10 protein-coding genes are annotated in these 17,519 nt (G+C 72.5%); 7 read left to right on the forward strand and 3 right to left on the reverse strand.

The window, feature by feature from the left end; translation table 11 throughout:
• Window positions 1-270: 270 nt before the first annotated feature.
• On the reverse strand, window positions 271-558 hold the full coding sequence (locus tag BM287_RS16475) for a hypothetical protein (protein WP_139230719.1): 288 nt from the start codon (window positions 556-558) through the stop codon (window positions 271-273).
• Between the two features lie 309 nt (window positions 559-867).
• Here BM287_RS16475 and BM287_RS16480 point away from each other — a divergent pair, with 309 nt between their 5' ends.
• The 7 genes from BM287_RS16480 to BM287_RS16510 all read left to right on the forward strand — a co-directional run bounded on the left by BM287_RS16480 (window position 868) and on the right by BM287_RS16510 (window position 14,462).
• Complete coding sequence (locus tag BM287_RS16480) at window positions 868-1,524, forward strand: SipW-dependent-type signal peptide-containing protein (protein WP_090041835.1); 657 nt, start codon at window positions 868-870, stop codon at window positions 1,522-1,524.
• Window positions 1,497-2,129 carry a signal peptidase I gene (locus BM287_RS16485; RefSeq protein ID WP_090041838.1) on the forward strand — a complete coding sequence of 211 codons (633 nt, stop codon included), beginning with the start codon at window positions 1,497-1,499 and terminating at the stop codon, window positions 2,127-2,129. Before BM287_RS16480 ends, BM287_RS16485 begins: the two co-directional genes overlap by 28 nt.
• Entirely contained in the window at window positions 2,126-2,842 is a 717-nt protein-coding gene (locus BM287_RS16490; RefSeq protein ID WP_139230720.1) for a hypothetical protein, read from the forward strand. Before BM287_RS16485 ends, BM287_RS16490 begins: the two co-directional genes overlap by 4 nt.
• A complete protein-coding gene (locus BM287_RS18160) occupies window positions 2,835-3,350 on the forward strand; it encodes a hypothetical protein (RefSeq protein WP_244528417.1) in 516 nt (171 codons plus the stop codon). Before BM287_RS16490 ends, BM287_RS18160 begins: the two co-directional genes overlap by 8 nt.
• Before the next feature lie 157 nt (window positions 3,351-3,507).
• On the forward strand, window positions 3,508-5,334 hold the full coding sequence (locus BM287_RS16500; RefSeq protein ID WP_090041843.1) for an ABC transporter ATP-binding protein: 1,827 nt from the start codon (window positions 3,508-3,510) through the stop codon (window positions 5,332-5,334).
• Complete coding sequence (locus tag BM287_RS16505; RefSeq protein ID WP_090041845.1) at window positions 5,331-6,170, forward strand: energy-coupling factor transporter transmembrane component T; 840 nt, start codon at window positions 5,331-5,333, stop codon at window positions 6,168-6,170. The genes BM287_RS16500 and BM287_RS16505 overlap by 4 nt, the downstream gene beginning before the upstream one ends.
• Window positions 6,171-6,857: 687 nt before the next feature.
• A complete protein-coding gene (locus tag BM287_RS16510) occupies window positions 6,858-14,462 on the forward strand; it encodes a DUF5979 domain-containing protein (RefSeq protein ID WP_244528418.1) in 7,605 nt (2,534 codons plus the stop codon).
• Between the two features lie 89 nt (window positions 14,463-14,551).
• Here BM287_RS16510 and BM287_RS16515 read toward each other — a convergent pair whose 3' ends face one another.
• Together BM287_RS16515 and BM287_RS16520 are read right to left on the reverse strand one after the other, a co-directional pair.
• Window positions 14,552-16,741, reverse strand: coding sequence for a sigma-70 family RNA polymerase sigma factor (locus BM287_RS16515; protein WP_090041849.1), 2,190 nt, complete (start codon window positions 16,739-16,741; stop codon window positions 14,552-14,554).
• A 330-nt stretch (window positions 16,742-17,071) separates the two neighbouring features.
• A complete protein-coding gene (locus BM287_RS16520) occupies window positions 17,072-17,479 on the reverse strand; it encodes a hypothetical protein (RefSeq protein ID WP_090041851.1) in 408 nt (135 codons plus the stop codon).
• Window positions 17,480-17,519: the final 40 nt, after the last annotated feature.

The raw sequence follows: 17,519 nt of genomic DNA on the forward strand, positions 1-17,519 counted from the left end.
CGCCTCCCTCCCGGCCACATGCTGGAAACGGAGGACTTTGGGGGCATGGATGCCGCATCCTTCCTCCGTTTCCCTACCTGCAGCGGCGTGTCGAGCCGCACATCCTCCGTTTCCGGCACTGGCGTCGGCGGACTGGTCTCCACAGAAAAGGGAGGAATGGAGCGGGATGTTGCGGCGCGTAAGCGGGAAACGGAGGCAGTTTCGCCCGAGGGCCCCGATGACTCCTCCGTTTCCGCGGGGAGAGATGCAACCGTGGCGTCGCGCGACTGGTCAGGTGCCGCTGTCGCTCGCTCGCCGCGAATTGATGAGCGACAGGGCCGCCTCGAAGGAGTCCGCGAAAGCGGTCTCGGTGAAGCCGGGACGCAGCATGATGATGTCGAAACCGCCGCTGTCCTGTTCGATGTAGGCGAGCAGTCCGCCCGGATCGGTGGGTTCGACACGGGTGTCGCAGATCCGCCACGAGGTGCCGGTGAGCGCGATGATCTCGAGAGCGGGGTCGAGCGGGACCCCTTCGAAGCCGGCCAGCATCGGCGTGCCTCCTGTTCGTGCATCCTTCACACAACCACTGCTTCGCCCCGCGGGTGAGGGCTTGACACGCACGCGAAAATCACGGGCACGCGACCGGGGCCCCGGCCGGAATGAGACCAGGGGAGCGATCGACCGCGCACCGGCCGAGGACGTCGGTGCCCGCATCCATCGCCGGCTCCGGCGTCTGCGCGGATGGTCCCCACATACCGACGAGACCGTTCTGTGTACCCAGTGATGGGGGTTTAAGGCCCTGATCAGGGTGATCGCAGGGTTAAAACGCTATTGCGGCGCCTCGGCCGGGCGGTAGCGTGCAGCCAACCCGACGAAAGGCTGGACCCGATGGATGACCAGGCAGCGAATCCCGAACCCGTCACCCGTGCACGACACGCCGAGCAGGCCGAACCGCGGAAGCGCCGACGCGTCTCCGGTCGCGTGCGGGCGCTGCTCGCCGGCGGCCTCGTCCTCGGCGTCGGTGCGACCGTCACCCTTGCGGCCTGGAACGACTCCGAGTTCGCGACGGGCACCTTCCAGGCCGGCACGTTCAACCTGCAGGGCTCCACAGACGGCACCGCGTTCAGCGACCACGCCACCACTCCCGGTGCCGCGCTGGGCTTCAGCGTGAACGCTTCGTCGCTGTCCCCGGGCGACGTCGTCTACGCGCCCTACGCCGTCCGGCTCGCGGCCAACACCACGAGTCCGGCGACGGTGACGGTGACCGCGCCCTCCACGACGGGCACGGTCGCGAACCTGACGTACACGCTCATCCAGCCCTCCAGCTTCGGGTGCACGTCCTCGACGACCGGCACCGTCCTGGTGCCCGCGGCGACAGCCGTGGGGAGCGTTCCGGGGACCGTGACGTTCGAGCTGGCGCCGGGCGCTCCGGTGACCAGCGCCGGCGCCGCCGTCGACCTGTGCTTCGCCGTGACCGCGGGCGCCGGGCTCACCCAGTCGCAGGCCGGGACCGCGACATGGCAGTTCCAAGCGTCCTCGCACTGAGCGCAGACGGAGTCACCCCACCGAGCCGTCGGCGACGCAGCGCGGGCCGGTGGCTCCGCAGCGCCCTGCTGAACGTGGCCGCTGTCGGGGGAGTGCTGTGCCTGCTGTGGGTCGCGGCCGCTCTGGTGTTCCATCTGAGTCTCATCATGTTCAAGACCGGGTCCATGTCACCGACCATCCCGACCGGGTCGCTGGCGCTGGTCCACCAGGTTCCGGCCGCCGAGGCCCGGGTGGGGGATGTCGTGACCGTCGACCGGCCGGGTCAGCTCCCGGTGACGCACCGTGTGGTGTCCGTCGAGCCCGCTCAGGATGGGCGTGCCCGCCTGGTCCTGAAGGGTGACGCCAACCCGACGGTCGACCCGGCTCCCTATGACGTCGCCACGGTCCGCGAGGTGTTGTGGTCTGCGCCGGGTCTCGCACGGGTCGTGGTGTGGCTGGGCAGCCCGTGGGTGGTCGGCGTGCTCACTCTCGGTGTCGCGGCCCTGGTCACGTGGGTGTTCTGGCCGCGCGAGCGGGGAGAGCAACGGGAGGGACGCGAACGGGGCGGGCGCCGCCGCCGGTCGCGCGGACGTCGCCGCGTCGATGTCGCGGGGTTCCGCACATGAGTCGCCGGCGCGCGATGCGGTTCGCGGCGACAGCCTGCGCTGCCGCACCCATGATCCTTGTCGGCCTCCTCGGTTCGGGAGCTCCCGCCGCGGCCGCCGCATCCGCTCCCGCCGCCGCCGCGGCCGCTCCCCCTGCGGCCGCAGCACCCGCTCCCACGCCGCAGCCGCTGACGCTCACCTCCGATGCCGGCCCGCGGCCCTTCCTGCTGGTGCCGGGACAGAGCACGCCGTGGCTCGTGGATGTGGTGGCCGACGTGAGCGAGCTCGACAGCCTCCTCGGGCAGCTCTCCGCGACCGGTCCGCTCGCCCGCTCCGACGCCATCACCGCAGAGGTGGAGAGCTGCGTCCGCCCGTGGGCCAGGGGGATCTGTTCCTCGGGCGCCCGGACCGTCCTGCCGGCCACCGCGCTGAGCGCGCTGCCCGCCGCCCGCGCGGCCCTCGAGGCGAGCGCGAAGCCAACGCCCGGCACGGTCCACCTGCAGATCCGGCTCGCCCTCGCCTCCGACGCCTCCATCGATACCGCGCGCAACACCGTCACCGCTGTCCTGCGCGTGGATGCGTCCGGGACCATCACGGAGGCGGGCCGCCCAGCGACCCTCCCGGACACCGGAACCCGCATCGGCGACTACGGAGTGCTGGCGGCCGGGGCCGTCCTCGGCGGCATCCTGCTCGCGCGGGCCGGCGCCGCGCTGAGGCGGCGACGTCGTGCCTAGGCGGGTCACCCGGCTGCTGCTCGCCGCCACGCTCACCTCCCTCATCGCGGTCGGCGCTCTCGTCTCCGTTCCACAGCCGGTCGACGCGCAGTGGCGCGATCAGGAGGTGGCGACGGCGACCCTCCAGGCCAAGACCATCCCCCCGGTCTCGCTCGCCGGAGCGTCGCCGTTCTGCTCCTGGGCGGGCTTGATCACGACGACGAGCATCAGCCTCCAGTGGTCGCCTCCGGCGGGCTACGCTTCGACGACCGTCCAGTTCGTCGCCCAGAAGGGCACGAACAGTCAGCTCGTCACCGGCGCGACGACGACCGTCGCCGGCGGCGTGTACACGACGACCATCCCGATCAGCATCCTGAACGCCATCGGCAGCCTGCTGGGCGGAAGCTTCGTCATCCATGTCACCGTCGTCGACCCGCAGACCGGATGGAGCTCGAAGGTCGTCGACTACACGTACGTCATGACGCTCGCGGGCATCGTGACCTCCTGCTCCGCCACTCCCGCCGGGTGAGCGTGGCGCCGGGTGAGCGTGGCGCGGGGTGAGCGTGGCGCCGGCTGATCCTGCGCGCCCGGCGATTGAGCCCGCCCGCCGGTTGAGCCCGCCCGGCGGCTGAACCGGCGCGCCCGGTGCCGTAGCGTGGAGGCGGCCGGGCGAGAGGAGGGCATCCGTGGACGGTCCGCCCCCGCTCGCTCCTGCGGCCGTCGCCCGCTCCGTGCGCGTCCGCCATCCCGGTGCGACCGCCTGGACGCCCGACGAGGTGGATGTGGATGTGGCGCCCGGCGAGGTGCTCCTCATCCTCGGCCCGAGCGGATGCGGCAAATCGACGTTCGCGCTGACCTTCAACGGGCTCGTGCCGCACGCGGTTCCCGCCGAGTTCGCCGGCACGATGACGGTCGGCGGGGTCTCGACGCGGGAGGCGAGCGTGGCGGAGCTCAGCGAGCGCGTGGCGATGGTGTTCCAGGACCCGGAGGCGCAGCTGGTCACCCGCACGGTCCTCGACGAAGTGTGCTTCGGCCCGGAGAACCGGCTCGTCCCGGCGGCCGAGGTCGAGGCGCGCGCGGAGGCCGCCCTGCGCGCCGTCGGACTGTGGGACCGCCGCGACGAGAACCCGGACATCCTGTCCGGTGGCGGCAAGCAGCGACTCGCCATCGCGTGCGCCCTGGCGCTCGGGTCGCCGCTGCTGGTCCTCGACGAGCCGACCTCCAGCCTCGACCCGGCCGGTGCCGAGGAGGTGTACCGGCTGCTCGGCGAGCTCACGGCGCCCGGCTCGACGCGGTCGGTCGTGCTGGTCGAGCACGACCTCGACCTGGCGCTCGGGATCGTGGATACGGTGCTCGTGCTGGACGGCGCCGGCCGGCCCTTCGCCTCCGGCCCGGTCCGTGAGGTGCTGCGCGCCCGCGCCGAGGACCTCGAGGCGCTCGGCGTGTGGCTGCCCACTCCGACGACCGCCGCCCTCCGGATGCGGCGGGCGGGCATCCCGCTGGATCCGTTGCCGCTCACGGCCGGGGAGCTGGCGGCTGCGCTGGCGGATCCGGATGTGGATGGTGCGGGCGAGCCGGCAGGGGCTGGAGGGTCGGAGGTCGCCGGTGGCGGAGGAGCGTGGGCGGAGGTTTGTGCGGAGACCCCGGGAGACCGGGGCGGGGCCGAGGGGCCGAGCGGGGCCGGTCCCGGCCGGGATGCGGAGGTACGCCCGGCGATCTCGGTCACCGGACTCACCGTGAAGCGCGGCGGCCGCCGCATCCTGAACGAGGTCTCGCTGCGCGTGCCCCGGGGCGACTTCCTCGCCGTGGTCGGGCCGAACGGAGCGGGCAAGAGCACGCTCGTGCAGTCGCTCGCGGGCGTCCTCCGCGTGCCGCGGGGGACCGTGGAGGTGCTCGGCCTCGAACCGGCGCGAGCATCGGCGAGCGCGCTCCGCGAGACGATCGGTTTCGTGTTCCAGAATCCCGAGCACCAGTTCGTGGCTCACACCGTGCAGGACGAACTGGCGCTGGCGCTCGGTCTGCGACAGCGCCGGCTCCCCGAGGCGCAGGTCACCGCCGGCGTCGACGGGATGCTCACTCTGCTGGACCTGCACGCGCACCGCTCATCGCATCCATTCCGGCTCTCGGGCGGGCAGAAGCGGCGCCTGTCGGTGGGCACGGCGCTGATCGAGGGCGCGCCCGTCCTGGTCCTGGACGAGCCGACCTCGGGCCAGGACCGCGCCCGCGCGGCCGACCTCCTGGAGCTGCTCGCCGCGCTGAACGCGACCGGCACGACGGTCATCGTCGTCACTCACGACCTCGGACTGATCGGCCAGTACGCACGCCATGTCGCGATCCTCGACGAGGGGCGGGTCGTGGCCCTGGACGAGACGGCGCGCATCCTGGGCGACCGTGCGCTGCTCGAGGCGCACGCGCTCCGGCAGCCGCCGCTGGTGCGCGCGCTCGCCGGGCCGTCCATCCCTGTGGAGCTGCGCGGACTGACGCGACTCGCCGACCTTCCCGGGCTGCGATGACTGCGCCCGCCCTCCGCCTGGCGACGCCGGCGCCGAGCTTCCTCCACCGGCTCAACCCGCTCGCGAAGGTCGCCGCGGTCGTCCCGGCCTGGATCGCGCTGCTGGTCACCCGGGATGCGGCCGCGCCGCTCCTCCTGTTGCTGCTGGCCGTCGTGCTCCTGCTCGCGGGATGCCGCCTCCGCGGCCGCGCACTGGTCCTCCTCCTCGTCGGCGTGCCGGTCGGCATCCTCGTGGTGTCGGTCGGATCCGCCGTCTGGGTCGATCCCGGCCGTGCGTCCGGCACGGACGTGCTCGTCGTCGCCGGTCCGCTCCGGCTCACCGCCGGGGCGCTCCTCCTCGGCCTGACGACCGCCCTCCGGCTGGCGGCCCTGCTGGCCCTCGGCCTGATCGGTGGTCTCACGACGAGCGGGCCGGAGCTCGCGCGGGCGTTGACCGCGCAGCTGCGCATCCCGTACCGCTTCGCCTACGCAGCCGTGGCCGCCTACCGGTTCGTGCCGCGCTCCGCCGCCGAGCTGACGCTGATCCGCCAGGCCCTGAGGATCCGCGGCGTCGCCCCGGGGCGCGGGCCGATCGCGGCCGTCAGGCGGATGCTGTCCGGCGTCGTGCCCCTCCTCGCCTCCAGCATCCGTCACGCCGACCGCGTCGCCCTCGCGATGGAGTCCCGGGCGTTCGGCGCCCACCCGCGACGAACGGAACGCGTCCCTCCGCGCTGGCGGACGGCCGACGCCGTGTTCACGGTGGCGGGATGGGCGGCGACGGCGGCAGTGCTGGTGCTGGTGCTGGTGCCGGTGCCGGTGCTGGTGCCGGTGCTGGTGCTGGTGCCGCGGTTGCCGTGACGTCGCGCTCCCGACGCCCCTCCTGCCCCACGATGCGCGACTGCGCCCTTACGGAACATGTGCGGCCCGGCGAACACCGGCAAACGTTCCAAACCGTGGCATTCACCGCCGCGTCCGTGCATCCGACGGCTCCCATCCGCGCCGGGGCGATGCTCTCACCCTCCGGCGATTGGCTGACGGGCGGGTATGTCACGACATTCGTGACGAATGGTCGCTCTGGTGGCGGGGAGCACGACATTCGTGACGAATGGTCGCTCTGGTGGCGGGGAGGGTGACATTCGTGACGAATCGTCGCTCTGGTGGCGGGGAGGGCGACATTCGTGACGAATGGTCGCTTTGGGCGGGTGGAGGGTGACGTTCGTGACGAATCGTTGCTCTGGGTGCGGGGAGGGTGACATTCGTGACGAATGGTTGCTTTGGGCGGGTGGAGGGTGACATTCGTGACGAATGGTCGCTTTGGGGGCGGGGAGGGTGACATTCGTGACGAATCGCGCCCGCCGGGTGCCTGAGAAGGCTCGCAGATTGACCCCCGAAGGGGGGTGATTTGGCCGATTCCGGGGTGAACCCGGGGTGAAAACCGTCCGGTTGGGATGTCGCAGTCGGCAGACTCGACGGTATCCCGCCAGCAGTGCGTCCTCGCTGCACGTGCTGTCGGACCGAAACCGTTCTGCCCGAAGGACTTTCGCCGTGCTCAGCCGACTTCGTTCATTGCTCGTACCCTCCGATCGCGACGGCCGACGCCACCGCCAGAGCGGCCCAAGCCGCCACCGCCGCGACCGCGACCGCCGCGACCGCCGCCGCACGCTCCGCGCTCCGGCCAGCGTCGCGACCGGCATCGTCCTCGCCCTGATCGGCGCGGTCGCCATCGGCGCCCCGGCCGCGAACGCCGACGACCTCGGCTCGGGTGTGCTCAACCTGTCGAAGACGGCGAGCGTCACGCAGGTCGAGCCGGGGCAGAGCTTCCTCTACACGATCAACTATGGATGCTCGTCGACGACCACGGGATGCGTGAACGCGGTCCTGACCGACCCCGTCCCCGCCCCGCTGCAGATCGTGGGCAAGCCGACGGTGGTGGGCGCGGGCAGCGTCACGACCACGGTGACCGGGAACACGGTGACGGTGGCGTTCGCGGACAACGTGCCCAACACCGTCCCGGCGAGCACGGGACTCGCCGCGGGCACCACGGGGTCCGTGCAGATCCAGGTCACCATGCCGTCCGACGTCGCCAAGGACCAGGACGGCGTGCAGCTCACCAATACGGCGACGTTGCAGGCGACCAACGCGACGACCGTCAGCAGCGGCGTCCCCGTGACGGTGCACGTTCCGGACGTGATCGCGGCGACGGTGTCGAAGACGTGGACGCCGGGCTCCACCCAGTACAACCCGGGGGAGACCTCGCAGGTCGCGCTGACCGTGAAGAACACCTCCAACATCCCGGCGACCAGCCTCACCATCGCCGAGCCCGCCGACCCGAGCGCGGCCACGAGCACGTTCGAGTTCTACGATTTCGCGGGCTTCGGCGCCGTCACCTTCCCGGCCGGCGCCGACCAGGTGCAGGTCGTCGCGATCACCGCGGGGGGACCGGTCGACGGTCCCGTGGGTGCCACCCCGCAGCTGCCCGGGGGCGTGCAGGCCGCGGACGTGACCGGCCTCCAGTTCGTCTTCTCCTCCAGCACGGGCGACACCATCGCGGCGGGCGGCACCGCCGGGTCCGTCGCGCTGACGCTCGCGCAGCGCGCCGTCAGCCGCACGGACGGAACCGCCCTCGTGACCGGAGGCACCCGCACCAACCAGGTCGGCGCCTCGGTGAGCACGCCGGACGGCGACGGCCAGGCTCCTCCCGCGTCGGCCCAGCAGGTGGTGGCGCCCCTCACCGTGAGCGTCGCCGCGGGCAAGTCGTTCCAGGATCAGCAGATCCCAGCCGGGCAGTCGTCCACGGCCACCCTCACGGCGAAGAACACCTCGACCGGCCCCCTCACCAGCCTGACCGTGAGCGAGCCGGGATCCGGCACCTTCTTCACCGGCAAGGTCACCTTCGGAGGTTTCACCTCCGGCGCCACGTGGCCGCAGGGCGCGACCAGCGGAACCGTCCACTGGCTCGTGAACACCGGATCCGCGCCGGCGGATTCCACGTTCGACCAGAACTCCGGCCTCCCGCCGACGCCGGCCCTCGCGACCGGCCAGTTCCTCACCGGGTTCCAGGTCGTCTACGCCGGCGCGATCGCGCCGGGCGCGTCGGCGAGCATCCCGTTCACCGTGGACACGACGACGGATGCGGGCCCGGCCGGCTCCGGCTTCGTCAGCTACCCGAACACCGTCACGGTGACCGGCGTCAATCCGGCCGGGACGGCGTCGCAGGACGCCGGCGCGAGCCTCGACGTGTACTTCCCCGAAGTGAAGCTGACCCTCGGCAAGTCGGTCACCCCCAGCACGGTGATCCCCGGAGGCACCAGCCTCGTGCAGCTGTCCGCTCAGACGCCCACGGGCACCAGCTCCGTCCGCCCGAACACCATCGTGGTCACCGAGCCCCAGGACACCGCGAACGCTCCGTACTGGAACGCGTTCGACGCCACCGGGATCGCGTCGACCGCCGTGCCCGCGGGTTCGACGCTGACGATCGAGTACACGACCGACGGCACCACCTGGCAGACCTTGACCGTGGTGGATGCGACGGCCGGCTCGAAGACGTACTCGGCCACGCTCGACAGCGTGCTGCCCAGCGGGACGACGCACTCCGACCTCCGGGGCCTGCGTTTCACCTTCGCGGATGCGGACGGCTTCGGCCAGGCGACCAACGTGAAGCCGGCCATCACCTTCACCGCGCGCTCTCTGCTCCGCGACGGCACCGGCCCGACGAACCCGGGCGCGTACCCGACGGTCACCCCCTACCAGAACTGCGCCGTCGGCCAGGCGTCCGGGACGGTCGCCGGCAGCACGACCGTCACGAGCCAGCCCGCGTCGGCCTGCGCCACGGTGGGCGTGCAGGCGACCACGGGCGGCCCGGGCCCGCTGATCGCGGCGAAGAGCTGGGACGGCCAGAAGGTCGTCCTGGCGCAGTCGGGTGTCACGACGGGTGTCACTCTCGGCTGGGGCAGCCAGGTGAGCGGGATGCAGTCGATGACCATCCAGGATCCTGCGGTGCCGAGCCCGATCGCGGGCAGTGTCTTCCAGGCGTTCGACCTGGCGCGGATCGACGCCATCACCCCGACCGTGACGCAGGGCGCGACGTTCGACCCGCTGATCCGGTGGGACAAGGTCTCGAAGGTCGAGCTCTTCGACGGGACGACCTGGAACGACATCACGTCGGAGGCGTGCGCGAGCGCGAACGCGTGCGACGGGATCTTCCCCGGGTACACGCTGACCGCAGCGGAGCGCGCGAGCACGCAGGGGGTGCGGCTCACCGTCGTGGAGAGCCCCAACCGCGCGGCCCGCATCCAGTCGACCGGCGACCCGACCGCGCCGGCCGTCGGCAGCGGCGTGGCCAGCGTGAGCGCCGGCGCCGTTCCCGGAGGCCGCACCATCCACCTCGATCTCACGTTGCGCAACAGTGTGCGCGGCAGCACCGTCACCGACTGGGTGACCGGCACCCGCACCTACAACCTGGCCGGCTCGCCGGGGGCGGTCGACAACTCCGTCGAGGTGGGCGCGCAGCCCTTCACCGGCGCTCCGACCACCCGGGATGCGGACGACCACGTCACGATCGTCGATCCGACGTTCACCACGAAGGTGACCAAGACCGCGTCTCCGCAGACGCTGGTGATCCCGCAGCCGGATGTCCCCGCTTCCGCGTATCCGTCGACGACGTACACGACGACGGCGACCAACACCTCGAACAGCAGCACGTGGCAGCTGCGGCTGTCCGACCCGACGGAGTGCGCGAACGCGACCACCTCGGACCCGTGCGTGTTCGCGCCGTACGATGCGACCACCAACCCGTTCGAGCAGCTCACCCTGACGAAGATCGCCGTGGACCTGTCCCAGGCGCCGGGCGTGCAGGCGTCTCAGAGCAGTGTGTCCCTGCTGCACCGGGCTGCTGACGGCACCGAGACCACCGAGACGCTCAGCCTGGCCGCCGCGACCGCCCTGACGGCTGCCGACCTGAGCGACGTCGTCGCCGTCAGCGCACTGCTGCGCGGCACCAACGCACAGGGACCAGACGGCACGGGAGGCACGATCTCGCCGTCGCAGAAGATCACCCTGGCGCTGACCGCGCAGCTGCGCAAGACGAGCCGCACCGGGGGAGCGGCTCCGACGCCCAGCACCATCCAGAACACCGCGCACGCGACGCTGCACGACGACGTCTACCCCGGCGTCCAGGCGGCCGACACGCGCGGTGTCGCGCTCACGCTGCAGAACGGCAACCTGCAGGTCACGACGGCGAAGTCGTTCAACCCGTCGAGCACCCTGCAGTCGGCGCCCGCGGACCCGATCCAGGTGAACCTGCGTGCGCGCTCGACCGGGACGCTGTCGCCCAAGGTGCTCGTGATCGAGGATGCGGATCCGACGTTCTGGAACGCCTTCACTCTGAAGTCCTTCACTCTGCCCAACACGCCGACCGGCGCCGACCAGGTCCAGGTGGATGCGCAGACGGGCCAGGGGCCGGCCGCCGCGTGGCAGACCGGGACGCCGGCTGCGATCGCCTCCGCCGCGCTGCCCTCCGGCGTCGCCGCGGCGGATGTGACCGGCCTGCGCTTCACCTTCTCCCGCTCCGATGGCGCCCCGTTCGCCGCCTCCAATGACGTGGACGAGGTCACCCTGAACCTCTCGCTGCGGAGCACTCTGCGCGACGGCAGCGGACCGGTGACCTCGACCGTCGTCCCACAGCCGATGCCGGGCGAGACGGCGCCGGGGACGGTGTCGGACACCGTGACGGCCGACGCGTCGTACAACGACGTGCAGGCGCAGCAGGCGAACGCCACCGCGACCTTCACCGTCGACCCGGGCACCGCGAAGATCGCCGTGGAGAAGACCAGCCCCGGCCAGGCCGCGTCGGGACGCGAAGTGAACTGGACGCTGCGCTTCAAGAACACCGGGACGGGAATCCTGCCGAACCCGGTGGTGACGGACACGCTGCCGGCCGACGGCTCCCTGCTGTACGTCCCGACGAACGTCCCGACGTACAGCACCTCGACGGGAGGGACGCTCCCGACGGACGGCGCGGTCATCGCCCGCGCCTACGATCCCGTGACGGGCAGCATCCGCTTCACCTGGCCTGCCGGGTCGCAGCTGGCCCCCGGAGAGACGTACAGCATCACGATCGGCCTGCAGATCAAGCCGGGCCTCGCGCCGGCGTCGTCCGCGGTCAACACGTTCGGCGTCACGACCGACCGCCAGCTCGCGAGCAGCGACTGCACGGCGCTGAACCCGGGCAACGGCCGTGCGGTGACCTTCGCCGCGAACACCTGCTCGACCAGCAACGTGGTGACCACCCTCTCGCAGGGCTCGTTCACCGCATCGAAGGGTGTCAAGTCGCCAACCGGCCAGGCGCAGAACATCGTCAACCCGGCGCTTCCGTGCACCCCCGACAGCGAGGGCTTCTACCGGTACCCGTGCGCCGCGGTCAGCGCGATCGGCGCGACCGACGACTGGAAGCTCGACATGGTGAACGGCGGGAACGTGGCCGCCAAGAACCTCACCGCCGTGGATGTGTTCCCCGCGCCCGGTGACACGGGTGTCGTCGACTCCTCCCCCCGCGGCTCGGTCTACACGCCGCGCTTCAACGGCGACCTCGCCTTCCAGCCGTCCGCGGACGCCGCGGGCGCCGTGATGACCTGGTTCGTGACCACCGCGGCGAAGCCGTGCGCGGCCGACATCACGCCGGGCTCCTCGTGCCCGGCCGGCTCGTGGGTGCCCTCGAGCGCGGTGGGGACCACCATCCAGGCTGCGGATGTCACCGGCGTCAAGATGGTGTTCGACTTCAGCGGAACGGCCACGGGTACCCTCGCGCCGGGCGCTGAGGTGAAGGTCACCTACACCAGCACGAACATCCCGACCACCGCCGCCGGCGACGACCGCGCGTCGGTGAGCGCTCCGGTCACGGCCGTGCGTGCGTGGAACTCGTTCGGCTTCTACCCGACCTACGTGTCGGGGTCGCAGCCGGCCGGCCCCCAGGAGCCCATCAAGGCGGGCGTCATCCTGACGGGCGGACCCCTGCAGATCACCAAGACGGTCACGGGAGCGGCGGCGCAGTACGCGCCGGCGAGCTTCCAGGCGGATGTCGTCTGCACGGTGACCGGCGTCCCGGTCGATCTGGGCGGGAACGCCTCCGTCACCCTCAGCGCCGCGAACCAGTACACGGCGCGGATCGACGGCATCCCCACCGGCGCCCAGTGCGCGGTCACCGAGCACGGGGCCGACGGCTCGTACGGTGAGTCGAGCCGCAGCGTCACGCCGGGATCCGTCACCATCGCGGCCGCCGACGCGACCGCGCCGGTGCCGGCCGGCCAGCAGGTCGCCATCGTCAACGACTACGGCGTGACCTCTCTCACCGTGACCAAGCACGTGGACACGGCGGCGACCGCGGGCACGTTCGGACCGTTCGCCGTCGGCGTCGCCTGCACGGCGCCGCTCGGCCAGAGCATCCCGCTCGCAGCCGGCGACGCCGCCTTCACCCTGCAGGACGGCGGATCGCACACCATCGGCGGCCTGCCGGCGCACGCGGCCTGCGTCGTGACCGAGACGGATGCGGATGGTGCAGCGGCCTCGCCGAACCAGGTGTCGTTCTCGGTCGACGGCGCCGCGGCGACGGACGGCTCGCAGGCCACCGTGACCCTCGGTGCCGGCCCGCAGCCGACCACCGCGGAGATCGTCAACCACTACGCGGCGGGCACTCTCGCCATCAGCAAGATCGTCGACGGCGACGCCGCGGGGAGCTTCGGCGACGGGCCCTTCACGGTGCACGTCACCTGCGTCTACGGAGGCGACCAGACGCTGTTCGACGGCGACCTGACGATCGCCGGCGGCCAGACGCTGACCGTGCCGGGCGTCTATCCGGCGGGCACCCAGTGCTCGGTGGCCGAGACCACCGACGGCGGGGCGACCGGAAGCACGGTGGACCTGCCGACGGTGACCATCCCGGGTGCGACGGACGGCAGCATCCCGAGCGTCACGGTGAGCGTGACGAACACGTTCTCGTCCGGCAGCGTCACCATCGTCAAGCAGCGCACCGGTGACGGGGTCGACCGTTACGGCTCCGGCCCGTTCACCGCCCAGCTCGTCTGCATCTGGCAGAAGGACGGCCAGACGCTCACCATCCCGCTGCCGGACGGGGGCCTCGTCACTCTGGATGCGGCGAACGGCTACACGGCGACGGTGACCGGACTCATCCAGCGCGCGCACTGCGAGGTGACGGAGACCGCCACGGGTGGGGCGACCGCCGTCGCCATCGCGCCGGACGGTGGGGTGACCGTCCCGGCCGGCGACCCGGCGCAGGTCACGATCACGAACACGTTCGACACGGGCTCGCTCGTCATCGACAAGAAGCGGATCGGCGACGGCGTCGCGAAGTTCGGAGCCGGCCCGTTCACGATGCAGGTGACCTGCAGCTACGACGTGGATGGCGTGGTCACCCCGATCGAGCTCGCCGACGGCGGCACGGTGGTCCTGTCGAAGGACAACGGCTACACCGCCACCGTCGACGGCCTGATCGCGGGCGCCTCCTGTGCCGTCGAGGAGACGGACGCCGGGCTCGCGACGGCGACCACGATGGATCCCGCGGACGGCCGGGTGACGATCGGCGCCGGTCAGAGCGCGACCGTCACGGTGACCAACCGCTTCGACGTGGGCCACCTGAGCATCGCGAAGACCGCGGACCGTTCGACGGCGGAGGTGGGCGACACCATCGTCTACACGATCACCGTGACCAACGACGGCCAGATCGACGCGAAGGACGTCGCCGTCACCGACCTGCTGCCCGGAGGACTCCAGCTGATCGGCGCCCAGCCGGCGGCGACGAAGGCCGCGAACGGCGACCTGACGTGGGTCATCGCGGGCATCGCGAAGGGGGCGAAGGCCACCATCACCGTCGCCACGAAACTGATCGCGCCGCAGGACATCACCAACCGGGCGACCCTCGGGCCGCTGTCCGGTCCCTGGGATCCCTCCACGGGCGACAGCCGTTGCGGCGACGACGGGACCGCCTGCGCCACGGTGACCGACCCGGGCGTGCACGGCCTGGCGAGCACCGGCAGCGACATGCTCGGCTCGCTCGCCGGAGCCCTGACGGCTCTGGCGGCGCTGATCGCGGGCGCCGGCCTGATGCTGCTGCGTCGCCCGAGGCCGCGGAGGCGGTGAGCCGCGGCGGAGGACCGGGGCTGCGGCCCCGGTGAGCCGCCGCGGAGCGCGGGGTCGGGGGCGGGGCCGCGACCCCGCCCGCTCCGGGATCAGGGCAGCGTGACCGGAGCGTCGCTCAGGACGCCGTGGCGGGTGCCGGTTGCCGTCGCGAACAGCGCGACCACACCGATCCGATGGGTCCCGGAGTCCGTCCACGCGTAATCGCTGGAGGCGTCGCCTGCCGCATCCAGGATCAGGTCCGGAAGCTGCGGCGCCGGCGTGCCGTCGGCCCAGACCGCCAGCGTGGTTCCCGGCGTGCCGTGCACGGCCATGTGCACCCCGCCGGGCACCACGGTCGCCGTGACGGCCGGGACGGTCACCGTTCCGGTCACCGGTACGGACTGCGCCGACACGTTCCCGAGCGGGTCGGTCTGCCGCGCGGTGAGCGAGTAGGCGGAGGGGATCGCGATGAGTTCCGGCGAGCTCCACTGGCCCTGAGCGTCCGCGGTGACCGTTGCGATGCCCGTGCCGTGATCGAAGAGCTCGACGGTGGCCCCGGGCTCGGCCGTACCGGTCAGGATGGGCGCGAGCAGCGCGGCGGTCGCTCCCGTTCCCGTGTCCACCGCGGCGATGACGGGAGGCTCCGCCGTGCGGTCCACCCCGATGCGGACGGTGGCGCCCGCCGAGGTCCCGCTGCTGGTGGTCTGCGTCGCGCTCAGCACCCACGCACCGTCGGTCAGAGCGGCGATGTTCGCCTCCACGGCCCACGTGCCGTCCGCGGCGACGGTCGCCGTCGCGAGAGGCGCCGGAGCGGAGAGGGCGGTCGCGCTCGTCGCACTGAGTGCGGTTCCGGCGGGCGAGGCGGTGATGGCGACTGTCGCACCGGGCTGCCCGGTTCCCGCGAGCGGGAGGGTCGTCGCGGCCGTCTGCCAGCCGGCCGGGATCACCGTGGTGATGGCCGGTGCGGCGGGCGGCGCGGCCGGCGTGACCGGAGGCGTCGTCGGCGCCGTCGGCGGGGTGACGGGCGGAATCGTCGCCTGGATCACGGGCGAGGGCGCGGGGGTCTGCGCGAGCGGACCAGGAGCCGCCGGGCTAGGATCGGTCGGGCCCGGAACCGTCGGCCCGGGAACGGCCGGAACCACCGGAGGGGCCGTCGGAACCGCAGGAGCGGTGGACGCCCCCGAGGACGTGCCCGGCGCATCCTGAGCCGACGCCGGCGGAGCGCCGTCGGACCGGCTCGACGCCACGTCATGTCCTGGCCCGCCCAGCAACTGCGGCCCGAGGACGATCGCCCCTGCGACCCCGGCGGCGACCGCCAGGCCGGCGACCGTGGCGCCGACGCCGATCGCCGCGCGACTCGCACCCGTACCGGTGCGCCCGAGCGACCGGGTCATCCCGATCGTGGATGCTGCGGCCGGCTGGCCGCCGGTCGCAGCAGCGCCCGCACCGCCTCCCAGGCCCGCCGCCGCGGCGGTCACCGCCGCTGCGCGCGCGATCTGCGCGGCGTACGCGGTCGCTCCGCCGATCCCGAGCAGCAGCGGCAACAGGATGAGGGCGAGCCGCGACCCGACGTTCTGCGCCTCCGCGGCGACGATCGAGCAGCGCGTGCACTCGGCGAGGTGGCGCTCGAGGCGCGCGGTCTCCCGCTTGCCGAGGCCTCCGCGTGCGTACGCGCCCATCCGCTCGGTGGTCCAGCGGCAGTCGGAGCCCTCGGCGCTCGCGTTGATATGCGCCTGGATCCAGGCCTGGCGGAGTCCCTCGCGGGCGCGGTAGGCGAGCGCCGCCGTGCCGTTCGCCGTGAGGCCGAGCAGCGGTGCGACGGCGGCCGGCGTCATCCGCTCGACCTCGCTGTACCAGAGCACCTCCTGCCAGCGAGCGGGCAGCGACCGGAAGGCCTGTGCGGTCAGGGAGCGGTCCAGCGCCTCCATGCTCGCCGCCTCCGTCGACGTCGGGTCCGGAATCGTGGTCGCATCCTCGATGGGTGCCTCGCGTCGGCCGCCGCCCCAGCCCGCGGCGACATTGCGGATGGTCGTGAACAGGTAGGGCCGGAAGCCGGTGTGCGGCCCGCGTCCGTCGCGGACGGCCTTCAGGATGAGGGCGTACGCCTCGGCGACGACGTCGTCCGGGTCCTCGTCGGTGAAGGACCGGGCGACCGTCCGCCCTGCCGCAGCGTGGCGGCGCCACAGCTCCGCGAAGGCCTCCGTGTCGCCTGCGCGCGCGGACTCGACGAGGTCGGTGTCCGACCGCTCGGGCGCGGCGTCCATCCACTCGTCCTCGCGCAGGCCGTCGTCGCTCCTCATGGCGTCAGCGGCTTCCGGCGAGCACCCGCGGGTGCTGGAGGTCGGCCGGTCGGTGAATCGGGTCGGGCATCGTGTGTTCTTCCTCTGGGCCCACCGGGAGCGCCCGCCGCAGGACGGCGGACGCTACCGGCGTCGAGCGGGGTTCGGGTCTCCCGGCGCCGGCCCCGCAGGGGAGCCGGACATCGAAACGGCGATTCGGATCGCCGGTGGTGCATGTTCGGGTCACGCGCCGCTTAAGAGATGCGGAAGCCGGGCGATCATGACGCGGCTTTTCGGAGATCTTTTCCGCGGGCGGTGCCGCGGCCGCCGGCGCGGCGTCGGTGCGGGCCCTCATGGCGCGAGGAGGAGGGCGACAAGGTCGTCGCTGTGGAGACGCCCCTCCTCGTCGACGACCAGGCCCGAGCGGGCGCACCGCTCGAGCAGCCCGTCCGCATCCCGTCCGGAGAGCACGGCGACATCGGCGAGCGAAGTCCATCCGGCTTGGGCGCGGGTGCGGATGGATTCGCTGCGCACGCCGAGCTCGCGCGCCAGCAGGCCCGCCGGGTACCCGGCGGTCAGCAGCCCGCTGATCACCTGGCGGGTGAGCAGGTAAGCGGCGCGACGCTGTGGACCGAGCGCCAGCCTCTCGTCGTCCCGGGCCGCGACCAGGAGGGACGCCAAAGTCTCCGGCAGCGTTCGCCGGAAGCGCGCCGCGGCGCTGGGGCGACGGAGGGTCGGTGCGCTCTCGTCGAGGGTCATGTCGTTCCTCGGTCACTGGGCGGGTATGCGGTGTCAGTCG

Origin of the sequence: Leifsonia sp. CL147, from assembly GCF_900114565.1 — a bacterium.
GTDB lineage: Bacteria > Actinomycetota > Actinomycetes > Actinomycetales > Microbacteriaceae > Leifsonia.

Excerpts from the sequence above, each read along its gene's own strand:
- BM287_RS16520 (WP_090041851.1), bottom strand. The coding sequence starts at position 17,479 with ATGACCCTCGACGAGAGCGCACCGACCCTCCGTCGCCCCAGCGCCGCG.
- BM287_RS16485 (WP_090041838.1), top strand. The coding sequence starts at position 1,497 with ATGGCAGTTCCAAGCGTCCTCGCACTGAGCGCAGACGGAGTCACCCCA.
- BM287_RS16515 (WP_090041849.1), bottom strand. The coding sequence starts at position 16,741 with ATGAGGAGCGACGACGGCCTGCGCGAGGACGAGTGGATGGACGCCGCG.
- BM287_RS16480 (WP_090041835.1), top strand. The coding sequence starts at position 868 with ATGGATGACCAGGCAGCGAATCCCGAACCCGTCACCCGTGCACGACAC.
- BM287_RS16505 (WP_090041845.1), top strand. The coding sequence starts at position 5,331 with ATGACTGCGCCCGCCCTCCGCCTGGCGACGCCGGCGCCGAGCTTCCTC.
- BM287_RS16490 (WP_139230720.1), top strand. The coding sequence starts at position 2,126 with ATGAGTCGCCGGCGCGCGATGCGGTTCGCGGCGACAGCCTGCGCTGCC.